Origin of the sequence: Janthinobacterium sp. PC23-8, from assembly GCF_002250505.1 — a bacterium.
Taxonomy (GTDB): Bacteria; Pseudomonadota; Gammaproteobacteria; order Burkholderiales; family Burkholderiaceae_D; genus Janthinobacterium.
Window position 1 is genome coordinate 2,115,878 of the sequence record NZ_NJGY01000001.1, and the last position, 17,260, is coordinate 2,133,137.

Annotated in this window: 13 protein-coding genes; 7 read left to right on the top strand and 6 right to left on the bottom strand. The window is 64.3% G+C overall.

Annotation, left to right across the window (positions count from 1 at the left end):
* Window positions 1-210: 210 nt before the first annotated feature.
* Genes CD932_RS09120 through CD932_RS09145 form a run of 6 tightly spaced genes read right to left on the bottom strand, consistent with a single transcriptional unit; the run spans window position 211 to window position 10,329 of the window.
* Window positions 211-966, bottom strand: a complete 756-nt coding sequence (locus CD932_RS09120; protein ID WP_094442358.1) for a DUF2135 domain-containing protein — start codon at window positions 964-966, stop codon at window positions 211-213.
* 1 nt (window position 967) lies between these two features.
* Entirely contained in the window at window positions 968-1,765 is a 798-nt protein-coding gene (locus tag CD932_RS09125) for a YfaP family protein (protein WP_094442359.1), read from the bottom strand.
* On the bottom strand, window positions 1,762-3,432 hold the full coding sequence (locus CD932_RS09130) for a DUF2300 domain-containing protein (RefSeq protein WP_176460918.1): 1,671 nt from the start codon (window positions 3,430-3,432) through the stop codon (window positions 1,762-1,764). The genes CD932_RS09125 and CD932_RS09130 overlap by 4 nt, the downstream gene beginning before the upstream one ends.
* Window positions 3,433-3,455: 23 nt before the next feature.
* Complete coding sequence (locus tag CD932_RS09135; protein ID WP_217907246.1) at window positions 3,456-8,018, bottom strand: alpha-2-macroglobulin; 4,563 nt, start codon at window positions 8,016-8,018, stop codon at window positions 3,456-3,458.
* Window positions 8,015-8,689 (bottom strand): DUF1175 domain-containing protein, encoded by a 675-nt coding sequence (locus CD932_RS09140; protein ID WP_254926535.1) that lies wholly within the window; start codon window positions 8,687-8,689, stop codon window positions 8,015-8,017. The genes CD932_RS09135 and CD932_RS09140 overlap by 4 nt, the downstream gene beginning before the upstream one ends.
* The gene (locus tag CD932_RS09145; protein WP_094442362.1) at window positions 8,686-10,329 is read right to left on the bottom strand and encodes a DUF2138 family protein; all 1,644 of its coding nucleotides are present in this window, start codon (window positions 10,327-10,329) and stop codon (window positions 8,686-8,688) included. The genes CD932_RS09140 and CD932_RS09145 overlap by 4 nt, the downstream gene beginning before the upstream one ends.
* Before the next feature lie 136 nt (window positions 10,330-10,465).
* On the opposite strand from CD932_RS09145, the gene CD932_RS09150 reads away from it, so the two are divergent.
* From CD932_RS09150 to CD932_RS09180, 7 genes are all read left to right on the top strand, one after another.
* Window positions 10,466-11,974, top strand: a complete 1,509-nt coding sequence (locus CD932_RS09150) for a B12-binding domain-containing radical SAM protein (protein WP_094442363.1) — start codon at window positions 10,466-10,468, stop codon at window positions 11,972-11,974.
* Window positions 11,975-12,053: 79 nt separating this feature from the next.
* Complete coding sequence (locus tag CD932_RS09155) at window positions 12,054-13,187, top strand: ABC transporter permease (protein ID WP_094442364.1); 1,134 nt, start codon at window positions 12,054-12,056, stop codon at window positions 13,185-13,187.
* Complete coding sequence (locus CD932_RS09160; protein ID WP_094442365.1) at window positions 13,187-14,083, top strand: ABC transporter ATP-binding protein; 897 nt, start codon at window positions 13,187-13,189, stop codon at window positions 14,081-14,083. The genes CD932_RS09155 and CD932_RS09160 overlap by 1 nt, the downstream gene beginning before the upstream one ends.
* On the top strand, window positions 14,083-15,042 hold the full coding sequence (locus tag CD932_RS09165; protein ID WP_094442366.1) for an MlaD family protein: 960 nt from the start codon (window positions 14,083-14,085) through the stop codon (window positions 15,040-15,042). Before CD932_RS09160 ends, CD932_RS09165 begins: the two co-directional genes overlap by 1 nt.
* An 11-nt stretch (window positions 15,043-15,053) precedes the next feature.
* Window positions 15,054-15,677, top strand: a complete 624-nt coding sequence (locus CD932_RS09170) for an ABC-type transport auxiliary lipoprotein family protein (protein WP_094442367.1) — start codon at window positions 15,054-15,056, stop codon at window positions 15,675-15,677.
* Window positions 15,674-16,876 (top strand): VanZ family protein, encoded by a 1,203-nt coding sequence (locus CD932_RS09175; RefSeq protein ID WP_094442368.1) that lies wholly within the window; start codon window positions 15,674-15,676, stop codon window positions 16,874-16,876. Before CD932_RS09170 ends, CD932_RS09175 begins: the two co-directional genes overlap by 4 nt.
* Window positions 16,877-16,915: 39 nt before the next feature.
* The gene (locus CD932_RS09180) at window positions 16,916-17,233 is read left to right on the top strand and encodes a ferredoxin (RefSeq protein WP_094442369.1); all 318 of its coding nucleotides are present in this window, start codon (window positions 16,916-16,918) and stop codon (window positions 17,231-17,233) included.
* Window positions 17,234-17,260: the final 27 nt, after the last annotated feature.

A 17,260-nucleotide genomic window follows, 5' to 3' on the forward strand; every position in this document is an offset into this window, starting at 1 on the left:
CGGTATTCGGTGTTACGTTTCGCGCTATCGACAAAGCGTTGTGTTTGTCAGCTGCGAAGAAGGAAGAGTATGAAGCATTTCGGCCATTTTGTCAACCCCGTTTTTCAGCGCATTGCGCTTAAAAACTTTCCCTACCTTACTCAGCATTTGCATGCATAGTTCAGCGAGGGGCGAATTATAGCCAAGCAAATGCAGCTGCGCAAGAGCCATTTATGGGAGGACGAAAGATTTCACCAGCGTCAGCTCGCCGGCGGCCCGCATCGGTACCTGGAAGCTCTGCAGCTTTTCGCGCGGCGTTCCCTCGTTGGTAATGATCGACAATCTGGCCACCGTCAGCACGGCGGTGTTCTGGCCGCTGCCGTAGTAATTGACATAGACGTGATAGTTGCCCTTCACGGGCGCGGTGCTGGAGAAGATCTCCGGGCCGTAGCCAGTGGTCACGTCCACGTCCAGCGCGCCGCCATCCTTCAACACGCGGTTGCCATACCAGGCGTGGCCGCCGTCGGGCGTGATCACATGCAGATCGAGGTCGGTGCCGGCGCTGTCCCACGACAGCACCATGCGCAAGCGCGCCTGGGTCTTGCCCTGGTAGCTATCGACAAACTGCGTGCGTGCGCGGCTCTTGCCGTCGGGCGAGCGCACTTCCACGCTGTTCGAGCCGCTGCCGAAACCATAGGGCCGGGCGTAGCTGCCGTCCTCGCCCACTTCCATCGGCATGGCCACGCCGTTGACCACCAGAGTGGCGGGTTTGCCCTTGACGGCGCCGGCGATGCGGCCCCGTATCTGCGCCGTTTCGGCCTGGCCCGGTTGCAGGTTGACCGAGGCGGCCGGGTAATTGACCGCTTGCGTATAGTCCTCTTGCGCACCGGCCGAATTGCGCCAGCCGCTCCTGGGCGCGTCGATGGTGACCTGGGCCTGGGCCCACAGTGGCAGCAACAACAAGGGAATCAGCAGTGTCTTCATCATCTCAATACTTGAAAGTCTTGACCAGCGTCAGCTCGCCGATACCGCGCAAGGGCACGACAAACTCCTCGCGCCGCTCGCGCGCCGTGTTTTCGTTGAATACCAGCGTAATGCGGCTGGTAATGACGGGCCGCTGGCGCGTCTTCTCGTCGAAGTGATAGCCGTCGCCGCTGAAATTGCCCCAGTAATTGATCCACACCTGGTACAGCCCGTGCATGGACGAGGTCATCATGAAATTTTCCGGCCCCGGGCCGTCCACCGTATCGGCGTCGAGCCCGCCGCCGTTGGAGAGGGCCGGATGCGACCAGAACGCATGCTGGCCATCGGGCGTGACTACATGCAGGTCGACCTCGGCCTGGCTGTCGTCCCAGGCGGCGATAATGCGGATCATGGGCTGCGGGCGGCTGCGGTCCGCTTCATAAAACTGCACGCGCTTGACCAGCTTGCCGTCGGGCGAGCGGATCTCGATGCTGTTCGAGCCAGAGCCGAAGGAATAGGCGCGCGCATAGCGGCCCTCATCGTCCGTGTACAGCGGCGTCGGATTGCCATTGACCACCAGCTTGTGGACGCCGCGTTCCTTGCCCGCCTTTTCAAGCTCGCCGCGTATCATGCGCCGGCCGCTCTGCGCGCCACGATCGATCAGCGAATACGGATAGTTGACCGCCAGTTCATCGGACTTGTCGGTCAATCCCGCGCGGTTCCAGCCGCCAATGGGCGTACTCATGCTCTTGTCGGCGGCCTGCGCACCAGATCCGGCCAGTACCAGCACGACTGCGCCCGCGAGCGGGAAGAATACATTCATATCGCCTCCAGGTTCAGATCGACCAGCCGGCGCGCCAACTGCTCAACGTATTCTTCATCCTGGCCGCGCGGATGGTTGCGCAAGCCCAGGTGCAGGTATTCATGGGCCAGGGTGATGCGGTCTTCGCGCGTGGCCAAGGGCCGCATGTAGATGCGGTTGCGCGACTGCTCCGAATACGGCGCGCCGTTCTGCAAGGCGCACACCAGCGGCGCCTGCGATGGCGCCTCGTAGCCGGCCTCGCGCAGCAGCACGCGCCGCCAGCGTGGCATGGACCGCGCCAGCCAGTCCTCATTTTGCGCCAGGCGCTGGCAGCGCGCGCCGGCATTGCCAAAGGTGCTCAGCGCGCCGCCCGGATAGGCCGCCGCCAGCAATTGATCATAGTGCTTGCCCTGTTTTGCCTGCCGTACTGCCTCGCTCCAGGCCATGGTGCCTTCGGACGGCGTGGTGCTGTGATAGCGCACGGTCACGCCATCGACGATCAATTGATCGGTCCAGCGCGCAATCGCCAGCGCCGCCGGCGTGGCGGGGCTGGGACTGACGCGCTGGGTGGCGCTGCTGTCGGCGATCTGCTGGCAGCCGGCCACGGTCACCGCGTTCTGCTGCAGATAGGTGCGCGCGGCGATCGCCAAAGCCTTGGCCGCTTCCGGCTCGCCGGCATTGGCTTCGCGGTCGAGCACGCGCGCCACATATTCATTGACGCCGAAGCGGCCGCGCAATTGCGGACGGCCGCCCTTCTCTTGTACCAGCATCAGTTCGCCGTTGCTGCGCAAGGCCAGGTTCTGGCCATTGTCAAAGCGCACGTGATAGCGGCCATTGAGCGGGCCGGGTGTGGCAATACCGCGCTCACCGCGCACGGCGCGAATCGGATAGCGCTGGAAGTAATCGACCACCACGCAGCCACCATCGTCGGCCGCGCCGACCGGCGGCAAGCTGGCGGCCAGTTTTGGCGCCCACTGTTCGAACACATTGCTGCTGCCACCGGCGCCGCCAAACCAGATCGGCGTGCCGTCGGCCAGCCAGCCGGCCGCGCCGCCGATCCGCTCGTCCCCCCCGCCCTTTTTCTGCTCGTGCCAGGAATACGTCTTGACGCGCAACTGGCTGCCGAACCAGCGGGCAGTACCGGTGCCGCGCCCCGCGCGCCCATCGAGCACCACGCGCAGCAGCGCCGCTTCGGCGTCCTGGCGGCTGGCGGCCGGGATGCTGGCCAGCGCGCGCAGCAGGCTATCCAGGCGCACGGTGCGCTTTGGCGCCAGCTGCGCGGGATCAGCCAGCCAGGCAAAGTCGCCCGCCGGCGCGCCGCCCAAGCGGGCGGTCCAGTATTTGCGCCACGGCGCCGCCATGATCATCAGGCGCTTGGGCGAAAAGAACAGGCCGCAGGACTGCGCCAGCGCGGCGTCGTGGTCGACGCTCTGGCCGGCATCGCAGCAATACGCCTCTTCAGGATCGCGGCCGCCGCAGCGGTAGTCTGGCATCGCCACCTTGTTGTCGCTCGCGTAGACATACACGAACAGCTTCCACAGGCTGGCCAGCGGCACTTGCCGCGCGCCGTCAAACGGCGGCGGCGCGCCACCCTGGCGCAACTGGCGCACCTCGATCTTGCCGTCGCGCCACCAGGCCACGTCCAATGAGGCCGACCAGGCAGGCGTAGCCAGCAGCGTGGCCAACATCAACGCTGGACGTGCGCAGCCCATCACTCGATTCTCAGCGCGCGCATGGTCTTGCCGCCGCCCTCGAAGGCTTTCTGCTCCGGCTGGTACATGCGGTAAAAGCGCGCCGGCGGCAGTACATAATTGCCTTTCTGCCCAAAGCGGATCAGATGGCGCACCGTCACCTCGCCGTCCAAAGGCTCGATCGGCACCGCATAGCCGTCGCGGCGCTCGGTGTGGCGCGCGCGTTCCAGCGCGGCCGGCTTGTCACCGGCCATGACCATGCCCCAGGTGGTCGACTCGACCATGGCGCCTGGCGGCAGCGCCACTTCCAGCAAGCCAAAGCGGTTTTTCGTGCCCGCCGCCGCTGTCAAGGTGATTTCATCGAGGTACAGCGCGTCGGTGCTGATGGTCTCGCCCGGCTTGACCAGCTCCGTCGTGTAACCGCCCTTGCCCGCCTTCATGCGCAGGATGCGCCGCTCGACGGTGACCGGCAACGTCTGCGCTTCGACGGCGTGGCTGTCGTACTGCACCACGGCCAGCGTGCCGGCCGGCGCACCAGCGGCACCGATGCGCAGGCGATCCGGTACTGCCTTGGTGTCCGTCCAGCGCCACACCGGCTGGCCGCTGCGGCTGTCACGTTTTTGCCATGTGCCTTCCAGCGCCACGGCCGGCCCCTTGCCGAAAGCCGGGCCGCCCAGTTTCTTCTGCACCCACAGCAAGGTCATCGCGCGGTCCAGGGTCGGCATCTCGGCGCGCACGCTGGCCAGCACGGCCTCGGCCTGGGCCGGCGGCACTTCGCCGGCCAGTATCAGCAGGGCCTGCGCCACCGGCGCTTTCGATACACTCAGCACCTGCCAGGAGCTGGCCACTTGCAGCTGCAGCGAGTGCGGCAAGGCGACGCCATTCTGGCCGGCCACCATCGCCACCAGGCCAAAGCTCATCGCCTGCGCCTCGCGGTCAAGCGCGCCGCCCAGCAGCAGGCTGCCGCTGTCGCCAGGCTGGCGCGGCTTGCCGCCCAGGGTGGCCATCGCGCTGTCGTCGACCAGGCCCGAGACCAGCGTCTGCGTGGGCAGGCCCATTTCGTGCGCCATCCACAGCACCAGCGCGCGCTCGCCCATCGGGTCCTTCAAGCCGCTTTCGCTGTAGACGGCCAGCAGCTTGTTCCAATGCTCGGCCGGCAGCTCGATGCGCAGCGCGCGCGAAGCGTACCAGTCGGCGTAATAGGCGTAGGCCGTCATCAGCGCATTGCCGGCAGTGGCGTTGCCCCACCAGCCGAAGACGGCTTTCGGGCCGGCCATCGAGACCAGGCGCAAGCGCTGCGCGGTCAAGGTCGCCTGCAAGCGTTCATACGGCGCGCCGGCGTCCGGCCCCAGGCTTTGCGTGGCCAGCGCCAGCGGAATCAAACGGCTGGCCGTCTGCTCGACGCAGCCATACGGATAGTCGATCAGGTCGTCGGCGATGCGCGCAAACTGGCTGGCCGCCCCTTGCGCGAACGAGACGCGGATATTGCGCGCGTCCGCCGGCAGCTTGAGCGCCAGCTCGCCGCTTGTACCATCGAGTGGCAGCACCAGCGAGCGCGGGCTGCTCCAGGCGGCAGGCAGCGTCTGCATGGAGGTATCGAGCGCGTCGACCAGCTTGCCGTTCTGTTTCACTTCCAGGCGCAGCGGACCACTGCCTGCAGTGCCGGCTGAAAGCGGGAATTCGACGTAGTTGACACCGGGCCTGGCCGACAGTTTTTCCGTTTTCGGCTGCGTGCCACCCGATAGCGTAACCTCCAGCGCCTGCTCCTTGCCGGTCTGGTTGAACACGGCCACCGAAGCGCGCGGGGCGTCGCCGGCGCGCATCCAGTCCGGCGCGGTCCACTTGGCATAGAAGTTTTTATCGGAACGCAGATAGCCGGTGCGCTGGCCCACGCGGCCCTGCTCGTCCATCGCGCGGCCGGTAATCCTCCAGCGCGTCAGCGCGTCGGGCATGGTGAAGCTCACGCGCGCATTGCCATTGGCGTCGGTCTTCAGCGACGGCGCCCAGTAGGCGGTATCGATATTGTCGCGGCGCGGGCGCTCGAGCACCTTGACGCCGCGCTCGTTGTAATTGTGGCGTGCCGGCGCGCCGGCAGTGCGCCCCTGCGCCATGTCGTAGCTGATGAACGACAGGCTGGCCGTGGTACGCACATTGTTGCGGCGCGGATGATAAAAAAAGTCGCCGATGTCGGGGGCGATTTCAGGCTGCAGCACATAGATCATTTCATCGACCACGCCCAGCGCCACCATGGTGCTCAAGGGCTTGCCGTCCAGCGTCGCCTTCACATCGAGCGTGACTTTTTCGCCCGGCTGGTAGACCTCCTTGTCAGCCTTGAACTGCAGCGCGATGCGCGGCTCGATCACCTGCAGACCGGCATTTTCGAACACGAAGTCGCCATTGCGCGTGTAGGCCACCGAGAACGTCATGTTCGGGCCATGCTCTTCTTTCACGGGAATGCGCACGCGCCACTGGCGCGGCGCCACGCGCTGCGCCTTGTACCAGTCGGCGCCGCCTGCCATCAGGCCATAATGTTCCACCTTGTCGCGCTCCAGCGTGAACAGCGCCTGGTCGACCTTGTCGGAAAACGTTATCAGGGCCTCGGCAGTGTCGCCGGGACGATAGCGGGCGCGGTCAAGCACGATCTCGATGCTGCCCGGCGTGGCCTGCACGCCGTCGCCCGAGACCCAGTGACTGGCAGCGGCCAGCAGGTTGCCGCGCTCGTCGCGCAGGGTCAGCTGATACGAGCCCGAGGCCGGGAATGTCACGTCCCAGCCCTTGGCGGCGGGGTCGAAAGCGCCTTCGGTCTTGCTCTGTTTTTCCAGCTGCACCATCTCCCAGCGCACCGGTTTGGCCGCGCCCTGGCCATCGGCCAGCAGGTCGAAATGCACGTTTTGTCCCGGGTCGGAAAACTGGCGCGCCGCCTTCAGCTGATAGCTGCTGGTCGAGCGTTCGATCATCAGTTCGCGCGTCGCCTTGACGCGGTAGGCCGCGCCATCGGTGGCCAGCACGGTCAAGATGTAGCGCGACGGATCGGTGGCCGGCGGCAGCGCAAAATCCACATTGCCGCTGCCGTCGCTGGTCACTTCCTCGGTTTTCAAAGCCACCGGAAACAGGCCGCTGTAACGCAGCTCGCCCTCGACCATGGTGTTTTGCTGGCTGCGCAGCGACAGGGTCATCTTCGCGTTTTTCACTGGTTTACCGTCCGGGTAGCGCAGCGCGATACTGCCCTTGACCGCTTCGCCCGTCTTGAATTCCGGTTTCGCCGGCTGGACATTGATTTCAAAGTGCGGCTTGACATAGTCGGCCACGCGGAAGGCCGCGCCATACACGCCGTCCTTGTAGTTGAAGCGCAGCTCATAGCCGCCGGCCGTCGCTTCGGCAGGCAGGCGGAAGCGCGTGTCGGCACCCGTGTCGCCAGACAGCTGCAGCGTTTGCGTCAGCAGCGGCGTGCCGTTGGGATTGAGTACGGTGAGGCTCAGCGGCGCACCTGCGGCAGCTTGCGAATTGCGCGCGGAGGTAAATTCGCGGCCCAGAAACTTGACGTTGACCTCGTCGCCCGGGCGGTACAGGGGCCGGTCGGTGACGGCATAGATCTTGGTGTTGTAGATCTCGCTGTCATAGTAAAAATTCTCGGACACGAACACGCCGCCGGCGCGGTCCTGGCCCAGCACATACGTGTGTTCGGGGCTGCCGCGCTCGAGCGAGGCGACGCCGTCCGCGCCAGTGACCGCAGACTGCAGCACGCCGGTGCCATCGGTCCACGCCACATTGGCGCCGGCCACGGCGGCGCTGGTGTCGCGCCGCGCGGTCCAGACCAGCATCTGGCCGGACGACACCTTGGTCACCGCCACCGTGTCGGACACAAACACCAGCGTGGTGGCGCGGTGCTCGCCGATGATCGCTTCGATCAGGTACAGGCCCGGCTTGCGTTTGCCCAGCGGGATCATCACATTGCCGGCACCGGCAACGATAAATTCGCTGCTGGAGCCGTCGAGTTTCACGCCTTTGGGCGGCTCGATGGCCTTGGCCTGCCACAGCGGATAGCGGAAGCTGTCGACCAGCTCCATGCCCTTGATCGGTTTATATTGCGGATGGTTGGCGAACACGGTGCGGCGGCGGATCGCGTCGTTGGTCGCCAGCTGCGGCTGTTCTTTCGTGACGGCCAGGCGCGCCTCGCCCGAAAACAGCTTGCGCCAGGCCAGGCGCGACTGCTTCCACCAGCTGTCCCACAAAAAGCTCAGGGTATTGGCCAGGCCTTCGCCCTGGTAATTGCCCTCGACCTCGATGCGGTGCAGATTGCGCTGCTTTTTCAAGAACTCCATCGGTTCGGGCACGCGGTAGACGACGATATCGGCCCCCGAATACGCTTCCAGGTTCATGCGCCCCATGTCGCGGCCCGGCACTTCCAGGCGCACGCGCGCTTCATCGACACTGCCGTAGCTGGCGTCCGACAGCAGGAAGAACGGTTCGCCCTTGAAGGGCGCGTAGTTGCTCGGTTCGCGTTCCTGCGCCGAAGCGCTGCCCAGCATGAGTAACGCCAGCAGGCCGGCAAAGAGCATCTTCATGATGGAAATCGGCTTCATGACAGGAACGCCAGCCGGAACACTCCGACGAAATTCGGATTGTTGGGCACAGGTTGCCACCGGGTGTCCTTCCAGGTCGTGAGTTGTTGGATATCGACGGTCCGCAGACCATTGTCGTCGGGGCTGACCGTGCCGGTGTGGTAGGCGATGCGCGCCCCCATCCAGACCATCAGGTGTTGTTCGTCGCCCTGGTCGAAAAACAGCAGGTCGCCGGGCAGGGCCTGGCTGATTTCGCGGGCGATAAAGCGGCTGTTGTGCTGCACCAGCGCCAGCGCCGTGACAAAGTGGCCGACGCTGCCGCCCGTTTGCACCCAGCGGTTGCGCAAAGCCGCCTGCGCCGCAGTCAGCTCCAGCTCGGGCGGCAGGCGCCGGTCGCTGGCGATGCCGTTCGCATGCAGCCATTTTGCATCGTGTACGGTGAGCGCTTCATTGACGGCAAAGCGCACCAGGCCGGCGCAATCGCGGTGCGTCCAGCGCGGCGACGGCCCCCGTTCGATCTGCGCGTTGACGATGCGCAGCATCCAGGCCTGGAAGGCGCGGCTTTGCGCCTGCGACAGCTGCACTTGCGGCTCGGCGAGTTCGCGCAGGGCCCAGGCCCGGGGCGAGCTCGCCGTGGCGGCGCAAGCGGCCATCACCCGCAGGCAGGCACGTCGACCATGTAACTGCGTCATCGCGCCGCCTCCTGCCATTCCAGCGCTTCCCATACCATGCCTGTGCCGCTGGCCGGCTGGCGCTTGAGCACCATGCGCAGCGGCGGGTATTTTTTCAGCGCGTCCAGGCGCGGCACCAGGTGTTCGTTGGCAGCCGCGCGCAAGACCGGCTCGTTATTGGCCGGCAGGGTGTCAAAAGCTTCAAACTGGATCAATCTGGCCAGCGAGGCGGGCGCGATCAGGCCAACCGTGTGCGCGCCATCGGGCAGCAGGTCGCTGGCCGCTGCCGCCTGCTTGCGGCGCACCGCCAGCACCTGGTCGACCAGCTTGCCATCGGCCGAGAAAACGACGGTATTGCCGGCCACGGCCAGCGCCGCCGTGGTTGGCCCGAGCGCCGTGGCAATCGTGCGTTCCCAGCGCACGAACTCACCCGCGCCGTCCTTGCCGGTGCTCTTGCGCACCGGGTCCTTGCCGCCGATGGCCGCCTCGAACAGGCTGCCATAGATATTGACAACTGCGGCATCATCGCCCGCCTGGGGCTTGCGGGTGGCGACAAACACGGGCGTATGCAGCCGTGAATTGCCATACCAGCAGGCGGCGGCCGGGCCTTGCAGATGCTCCGCCAGCGGCGCCACCGGTTCGGTGGTCTTGCTGCCCAGGCGTTTCAATACCGGCTGCAGCGCGGACCAGTCCACCGGCACGCTGAAGCAGGCGCTCGGATTGTGCGGCAGCACCGGCCACAGGGCGCTGCTGTCATAGCCATCCTTGCCGCCGTTTTTCAGCTTGTCGCCATTGAGCAGTACTTTTGACTGCCAGGCGCCGTGTTGAAAATCGAAACGCAGCGCCTCCAAGGCGCCAAAGAACGGCTGGTAGCCAAACGACAGGAAGTCCGCCTTGACGGCGATGCTGTGGCCTTCGGGCGCGGCATTGTCGAGATGAAATTGCGGATGAAACACGTTCTGCTTGTCCGCATCCTTGCCCAGCAGGCTGACCACGGTCTTCTCGGCCGTGCCGTCGCCGTCCTTGTGGTCTGCGCCGCCATACAGCATGCCGGGATGGGACAAAATCACCAGGCGCTGGCCGTGTGCGGCAAACAGCAAAGTGCGCTGCCAGGCGTAATTGAGCGCGTAGACGGGCACGCTGTCGCCATCGACGCGCAGGCTGCCGGCCACGCTCATCTGCGTATCCTTGAGAGCCACCTTGGCCGCTTCTTCCAGGATGCGGGTCAACTGCTTGCGCGAGACGGCAATCGCAAAGTGCTTGAGCGAGCCGTCGGCGTCGCGCCACAGGGCCACTTCGGCCGGCTGGTCCAGCACCATGCGCAGCAGCTGGTCGCCCCACCCCAGTTGATGTTCATAGGCGATGCGACGCAGGCTGCCCTTGAGGCCCAGCCGGTCTTCGCTTTGCTCGTAATAGAACAGGAACTCCTCGCGCAGCACGTCGCGCGCCAGCGGCACCGTCAGCAGGTCGCGCGGCAGGGTCGACAGGCTGTTGGTGCGCACCAGTGCATCGGGCCGCGACAAGTCAAGCTTGAGGCTGTTGACCGGTCCCATCGCACCCCAGCCAAACACGCGATAGCCGACCAGCGCGGCCGCCACCACCGCCACGCCGGCAAGTGCGCCGAACAGGACTTTTTTATTGAAACCTTTTTTTGCCAGCACCGTGTATCCCCTTGTTACTTTGCCGTAGCATTGCCAAGTTGGTAATTATTGACAAATGGTAACATGACGTTTGCGGGCGCAGCGCACCGCTGACACGACAGCGTAAAATAGCGGTTTCGCCGTTTCCATCGCCGCCATGACCATCCTGCTCTCCACCCTGAACGCCCGCTACACCCACGCCTCGCTGGGTTTGCGCTACCTGCTGGCCAACATGGGGCCGCTGCAGGCGCAGACCCGGCTGCAGGAATTCGTGATTGGCGCGAAAACCACGGAACTGGTCGAACGCATCCTTGTCAACAAGCCGCGCATCATCGGTTTTGGCGTGTATATCTGGAACGTCGAAGAAACCACGAAGCTGGTCGCCATGCTCAAGCGGGTGGCGCCCGAAGTCATCATCGTGCTGGGCGGGCCGGAAGTGTCGCACGAGGCGGGCGAGCAGGAAATCGTCAAACTGGCCGACTATCTGATCACGGGCTGGGGCGACGTCACCTTCCCCAAGCTGTGCGGCGAGATCCTCAACGGCCCCAAGCCCCTCATGAAGATCCACGCCGGTGTGCAGGCGCCGCTGGCCGAACTGCAAACGCCGTATTCGCTGTATACAGACGACGACATCAAACACCGCACCCTGTATGTGGAAGCGTCGCGCGGCTGCCCGTTCAAGTGCGAGTTTTGTCTTTCCGCGCTGGACAAGACGGCCTGGCCGTTCGCGCTCGACAATTTTTTGGCCGAGATGGAGGCCCTGCATGCGCGCGGCGCGCGGCTGTTCAAGTTCGTCGACCGCACGTTCAACCTCAATATCAAGACCAGCCTGAAGATCATGCAGTTTTTTCTCGATAAAATCGAGGCGAACCCGGACGATCCGGTCTACGCCCACTTCGAGCTGGTGCCCGATCACCTGCCCGACGCGCTGAAAGAGGGCATCAGCAAGTTTCCGCCGGGCGCGCTGCAGTTCGAGATCGGCATCCAGAGCTTCAATCCGGAAGTGCAGGCGCTGGTCAGCCGCCGGCAGGACAATCAGAAGGCGGCCGACAATATCCGCTGGCTGTGTGAAGAATCGAACGCCCATTTGCACGTCGACCTGATCGCCGGCCTGCCAGGCGAGGATGAAGCCAGTTTTGCGGCCGGCTTCAACAAGCTGGTGGCGTTAAAGCCGCATGAAATCCAGTTCGGCATTTTGAAGCGCCTGCGCGGCACGCCCATCATCCGCCACACGGAAAACTTCGGCATGGTGTTCGACCCGCATCCGCCCTACACCATCCTGGCCAACAAGCACCTCGACTTCATGAGCATGCAGCGCCTGGTGCGCTTTGCCCGCTACTGGGACCTGGTGGCCAACTCGGGCCGCTTTGCCAATACGGTGCAATGGATGCTGGGCGAGGCGCCGTTCGAGAACTTCATGGATTTTTCGAACTGGCTGTACGCCAATACCGACGCCACCCACCGCATCGCCATGGAAAAGCTGGCCAAGCTGGTGGCGCAGTGGCTGCAAACGCGCGGCCTCACCGCCGAGCAGGCCAACGCCCTGGTCGCCAGCGACTATGCGGGCGGCGCGAAAGCGGCACATCACGCCAGCCCTGCCGAACATCCAAAAGTACCGCCCCTGGCCACCCTGCCACAGCGCCAGGCCCGCCATTTGGCCTCCTAGAGCGCGCCAGCCCACATAGCAGGGCCGCCAGAATGGAACATCTGTGGCGGTCAGGGCCATTCTCCCTTAAACTGGCGTGATGCCCACTCTACAATCGCCCCAACTGAAGCTGGACCAGGCCGACTCCCGGCAGGGAACCGTGGTCGCCGCCAGCGGCACCTGGCAGGTCCACGCGCTGGCGCAGGACAATGCGATCAAGGCCATCAACGCCCAGCTCCAGCCGCTCAAGGATGACGCCAGTGTCCGCTGGGATTTATCAAACATCGACAGCATGGACCATATCGGCGCCCAGTTGTTCTGGAATGCCTGGGGCAAGCAGCGCCCGGCCAAACTGACGCTGGCGCCAGGCCAGGAAGAATTTTTCAAGCGTATCGAAGAGACCGGGCCGTTGAAAACGGCGCAGTCGCGCGCAAACCGCTTGACGCCCGTGATGAAGCTGGGCATGGCGATTCTGGTGTTTTTCGAGCATCTGAAGGGCTTTATCGCCCTGGTCGGCCAGGTCACCCAGGACGTGGGCCGCTTTGCCCGCCACCCGCTGCGCGGGCCGTGGCGCGAAATTTCCGCCAATATCTTCCATGCCGGCTTCCAGGCGCTGGGCATCACGGCGCTGGTCGGCTTTTTGATCGGCGTGGTGCTGTCTTACCTGTCGGCGCAGCAGTTGCGCGCCTTTGGCGGCGACATCTACCTGGTCAATCTGCTGGGCATGAGCGTGATCCGCGAACTGGGGCCGCTGCTGGCGGCGATACTGGTGGCCGGCCGCTCGGGCTCGTCAATCACGGCCCAGCTGGGCGTGATGCGCGTGACCGAAGAACTCGACGCCATGCTGGTGATGGGTATTTCACACGGTTTCCGCCTGATCATGCCTAAAGTGCTGGCACTGGCCGTTTGCATGCCGCTGCTGGTGATCTGGACCGATACGGCCGCGCTGATCGGCGGCATGGTGGCGGCCAAGGTCGAACTGAATTTGTCGGCGCGCTACTTTATCCAGAAGCTGCCGGACGCCGTGCCGCTGGCCAACTACATGATCGGCCTGGGCAAGGGCGTGGTATTCGGCATGCTGATCGCACTGGTGTCCTGCCACTTCGGCCTGCGCATCAAGGCCAATACGGAAAGCCTGGGGCGCGGCACCACCACCGCCGTGGTGACCGCCATTACGGTGGTGATCCTGGCCGACGCCGTGTTTGCCATCGTCTTCAATGGAGTGGGCTACTGATGAGTGAAACAAACGCCAGCTGCGGCCTCAGGGAAAACGATGGCGAGAGCAAGCTCGACTTCCACGGCGATACGCCGGTGGTCGAGATCAGCAATCTGTGGACCAAGTTCGGCCGCACCGTGGTGCACCAGGACCTGAACCTGGAAATCGAACGCGGCGAAATCCTGTCCATCGTCGGCGGCTCCGGCACCGGCAAGACGGTGCTGCTGCGCCAGATGCTGGGCCTGGAACATCCCTCGCGCGGCTGCGTCAAGGTGTTTGGCGAAGACATCAACAAGGCCGACCGCGACCATCTGCAACTGTTGCGCAACCATTGGGGCATGCTGTTCCAGCAAGGCGCGCTGTATTCGGCGCTGACCGTATTCGACAATGTGGCGCAACCGATGCGCGAACTGCGCGTGCTGCCCGAAGAGCTGATCTACGACGCGGTGCTGCTGAAAATGAATATGGTGGGGCTGGGGCCGGAACATGCCTTGAAGATGCCGTCGGACCTGTCGGGCGGCATGATCAAGCGCGTGGCCCTGGCGCGCGCCCTGGCGCTGGAACCGAAGCTATTATTTCTCGACGAGCCCACGGCCGGCCTGGACCCGGACCTGTCCGAAAGTTTCGTCACCCTGATCCAGTCGCTGCACCGCGAGCTGGGCCTGACGGTGGTGATGGTGACGCACGACCTCGACACCCTGTTCGCCCTGTCCACGCGCATCGCCGTGCTGGCGGAAAAACATGTGATTGCGCTCGGCTCGACGCGCGAAGTCATCGCGGTCGATCACCCGTTCATCAAACAATTTTTCCTGGGCGACCGCGGCAAGCGCGCGCTGGCCGTCCTCGATGAAAAACAGGCTGCCGAGGCGCCGCCGGGCTCCAGCCCCGGCACTGACAAGAAAGCGGAGAATTAATGGAAAACAGATCGCACGCCCTGCTGACGGGCTTTTTCACGCTCACCCTGCTGGTTGCCGCCATTTTGTTCGGCGTCTGGTTCAACCGCGACCGCGTCGAGCGCGTGCCTTATTTGCTGGCCACCACCCTGTCGGTGCCGGGCCTCAATCCGCAGGCGGCCGTGCGCTACCGGGGCCTGGAAGTGGGCAAGGTCGACGCGATCGACTTCGATACGCAAAAAGCCGGGCAAATCCTCGTGCATATCAGCGTCGCGCCCGACACGCCGGTGACCAACACCACCTTTGCCACCCTCGGCTACCAGGGCGTGACGGGCATCGCCTATATCCAGCTCGACGATGAACAGGTGGGCTCCAAACTGCTGGGCACGACCAGGGAAAAGCCGTCATTGATCCCGCTGCGCGCGGGCTTGCTCGATCAACTGGAAAAACGCGGCAAGCGCATCCTCGACCAGGCCGAACAGATCACCAGCAAGGTCAACAGCTTGCTCAGCACCGACAACCAGGCCGCCATGCTGGCCGCCTTCACGGAAGTGGGCAAGACGGCCAAGGCTTTCGGTGAAATACCGAAGCAGTTGCAGCCGACCTTGCAGCAACTGCCACAATTGACGGACGAAACGCGCAAGAGCATCGCCGCCATCAAGGATGCCGGCGAAAACGTGACGGCGCTGTCGCACACCTGGAAAAAACTCGGTACCGACCTGCAGGCGCCGGGCGGCATGCTCGACAATGTCAACGGCACGGTGGCGCGCGTGGGCCGCTCGGTCGAGACGGTCGCCAGTGGCGTGTCGCTGGAAGTGCTGCCGCAAGTGATCGAATTGAGCGGTGAAGCGCGCTCGTCGATGCGCGCCCTGAAAACCACCATGAGCACCCTGAACGAACAACCGCAAAGCATCCTGTTCGGCGCCCCCGATATTCCACCCGGTCCGGGCGAGCCCGGCTTCGCGGCACCGGCAAAATAAGGAGATCCACGATGCATTTTCCCCGTCCCTGGCGCACCAGCGCCGGCGTAGTGACCCTGGCGGCGGCGCTGCTGCTGGGCGGCTGCGCCAGCCGCAGCCCGCTGCCGACCTTTTATGATTTCGGCCCACCAGCGGCGCCAGTGGCGCAAACGACTGCCGCACCGCTGCCGGTGCTGGTAATCGCCGACGTCAACGGCCCGTCCTGGCTCGATTCCCAGCGCATGTATTACCGCCTGCTGTACGCCGACGCCCAGCAATCGCGGCCCTACGCCTACAACCGCTGGAACACGCCGCCGCTGCAACTGCTGAGCCAGCGCCTGAAAACCCGCATCGCCCAGGGCGGCGTGAAGGTCTTGTCGACCACCGACGCGGCGGCCGGCATACCGCTGCTGCGTATCGATGTCGATGATTTCTCGCAAAACTTCGATACCGAGAAGAAAAGCAGCGGCCAGGTCACCGTGCGCGCCTCGCTGTTCCGTGGCCACCAGCTGCTGGACCAGAAAACCTTCAGCCGCAACAGCCAGGCCGCCAGCGCCGATGCGCAAGGCGGCGCCCAGGCGCTGGCCCTGGCCTCGGACGCCGTCGCCGCCGACCTGCTGGCCTGGCTGGGCACGCTGAACATACCGAAAGAATGACGGCAGACGCAAATCACGCCGGCCCGGCGCCACAGCCACCACCGCCTGCGCCTGCGCCTCGTCACTCTTCGCCCGTCTCGCGCGCGACGCTGCTGGCGTATGTGTTCCTGATCATCTACGCCAGCTGGTTTCCGTTTACTGGCTGGCACAGCAATGGTCTGTCGCCGTTGCTGTTTCTTGAAAACACCAAGATGCCCCGTTACTGGACGGGCTTTGACGTGGGCGTCAATATCGTCGGCTATATGCCGCTGGGCACGCTGATCGTGTATTCGCTGTTTCCGCGCATCAGCGGCTTTTTCGCCGTGCTGATCGCCACCTTGTGCGGCATGTTTATTTCCGGCAGCATGGAGGCGGTGCAAACCTATCTGCCCAGCCGCGTCTCGTCGAACCTCGATTTTTATACCAATTCCGCCGGCTGCTGCCTGGGGGCCATCTTTGGCGCCCTGTCGGCGCGCAAGCTGCTCGACCACAGCCGCCTGATGCATGTGCGCCAGCGCTGGTTCGTCCAGCATGCGAGCCAGGGCCTGGTGCTCGTTGCGCTGTGGCCGCTGGCGCAAATCTATCCGCAAGGCTATCTGTTCGGCCTGGGCCAGCTGCTGCCCATTTTGTCGGACTGGCTGTCGGCGCTGATGGGCATGGAGATCGACCTGGCCTCCTTTTTGCGGCCCGATGCGGTGCTGACGGTGGAACAATACTGGCTGTCCGAGACCATCATCACGGCCTGCGGCATGACGGGCGCCGTGCTGTCGCTGCTGTGCCTGATGCGCCGCTCCGCGCCGCGCGTGCTGATGGTGGTGATACTGATCGCCGCCGCGCTGGTGGTGCGCTCCATGGCCAGCGCGCTGCTGTTCTCGCCGAAAAACGCCTTTGTGTGGATCACGCCGGGCGCCCAGGGCGGCTTTTTGATCGGCCTGCTCATGCTCGGTGGCCTGGCCTTCGCGCCGCACGTGGCGCAGCGCCGCATCGCCGTCGCCACCTTGCTGCTGAGCCTGATAATCGTCAATATCACGCCGATCAATCCCTACTTCATGTCCACCCTGCAAGGCTGGGTGCAAGGCAAGTTTCTCAACTTCAACGGCGCGGCCCAGTTCCTCGCCCTGCTGTGGCCGTTCATGGCGCTGTGGTTCCTGTGGCTGCCGTCGCACAAGCTGAACCGGCAGGAAGAACTGCAGCGCCATCGGCGCGAAGACCCACCATAAGCGGTATCATGACGCATAGCACAACCGCAGGAGCACACAATGAGCGACGCCCCCTATTTTGAACGCCACGTTTTTTTCTGCATGAACAAACGTGAAGACGGCCGCAACAGCTGCGGCGACCATGGTGCCGAAAAGGCCCAAAAGCACTGCAAACGCCGCATCAAGGACCTGAACCTGAGTGGCGCGGGCAAGATCCGCATCAACCAGGCCGGCTGCCTGGACCGCTGCGAAGAAGGGCCGGTGCTGGTGATCTACCCGGAAGGCACCTGGTACACCTATGTCGACAACAGCGATATCGATGACATCATCGATACGCATCTGGTGGGCGGCAAGGTGGTCGACCGCCTCAAGATTTAATCTCAATTTAAGCGACAAGCACCAACA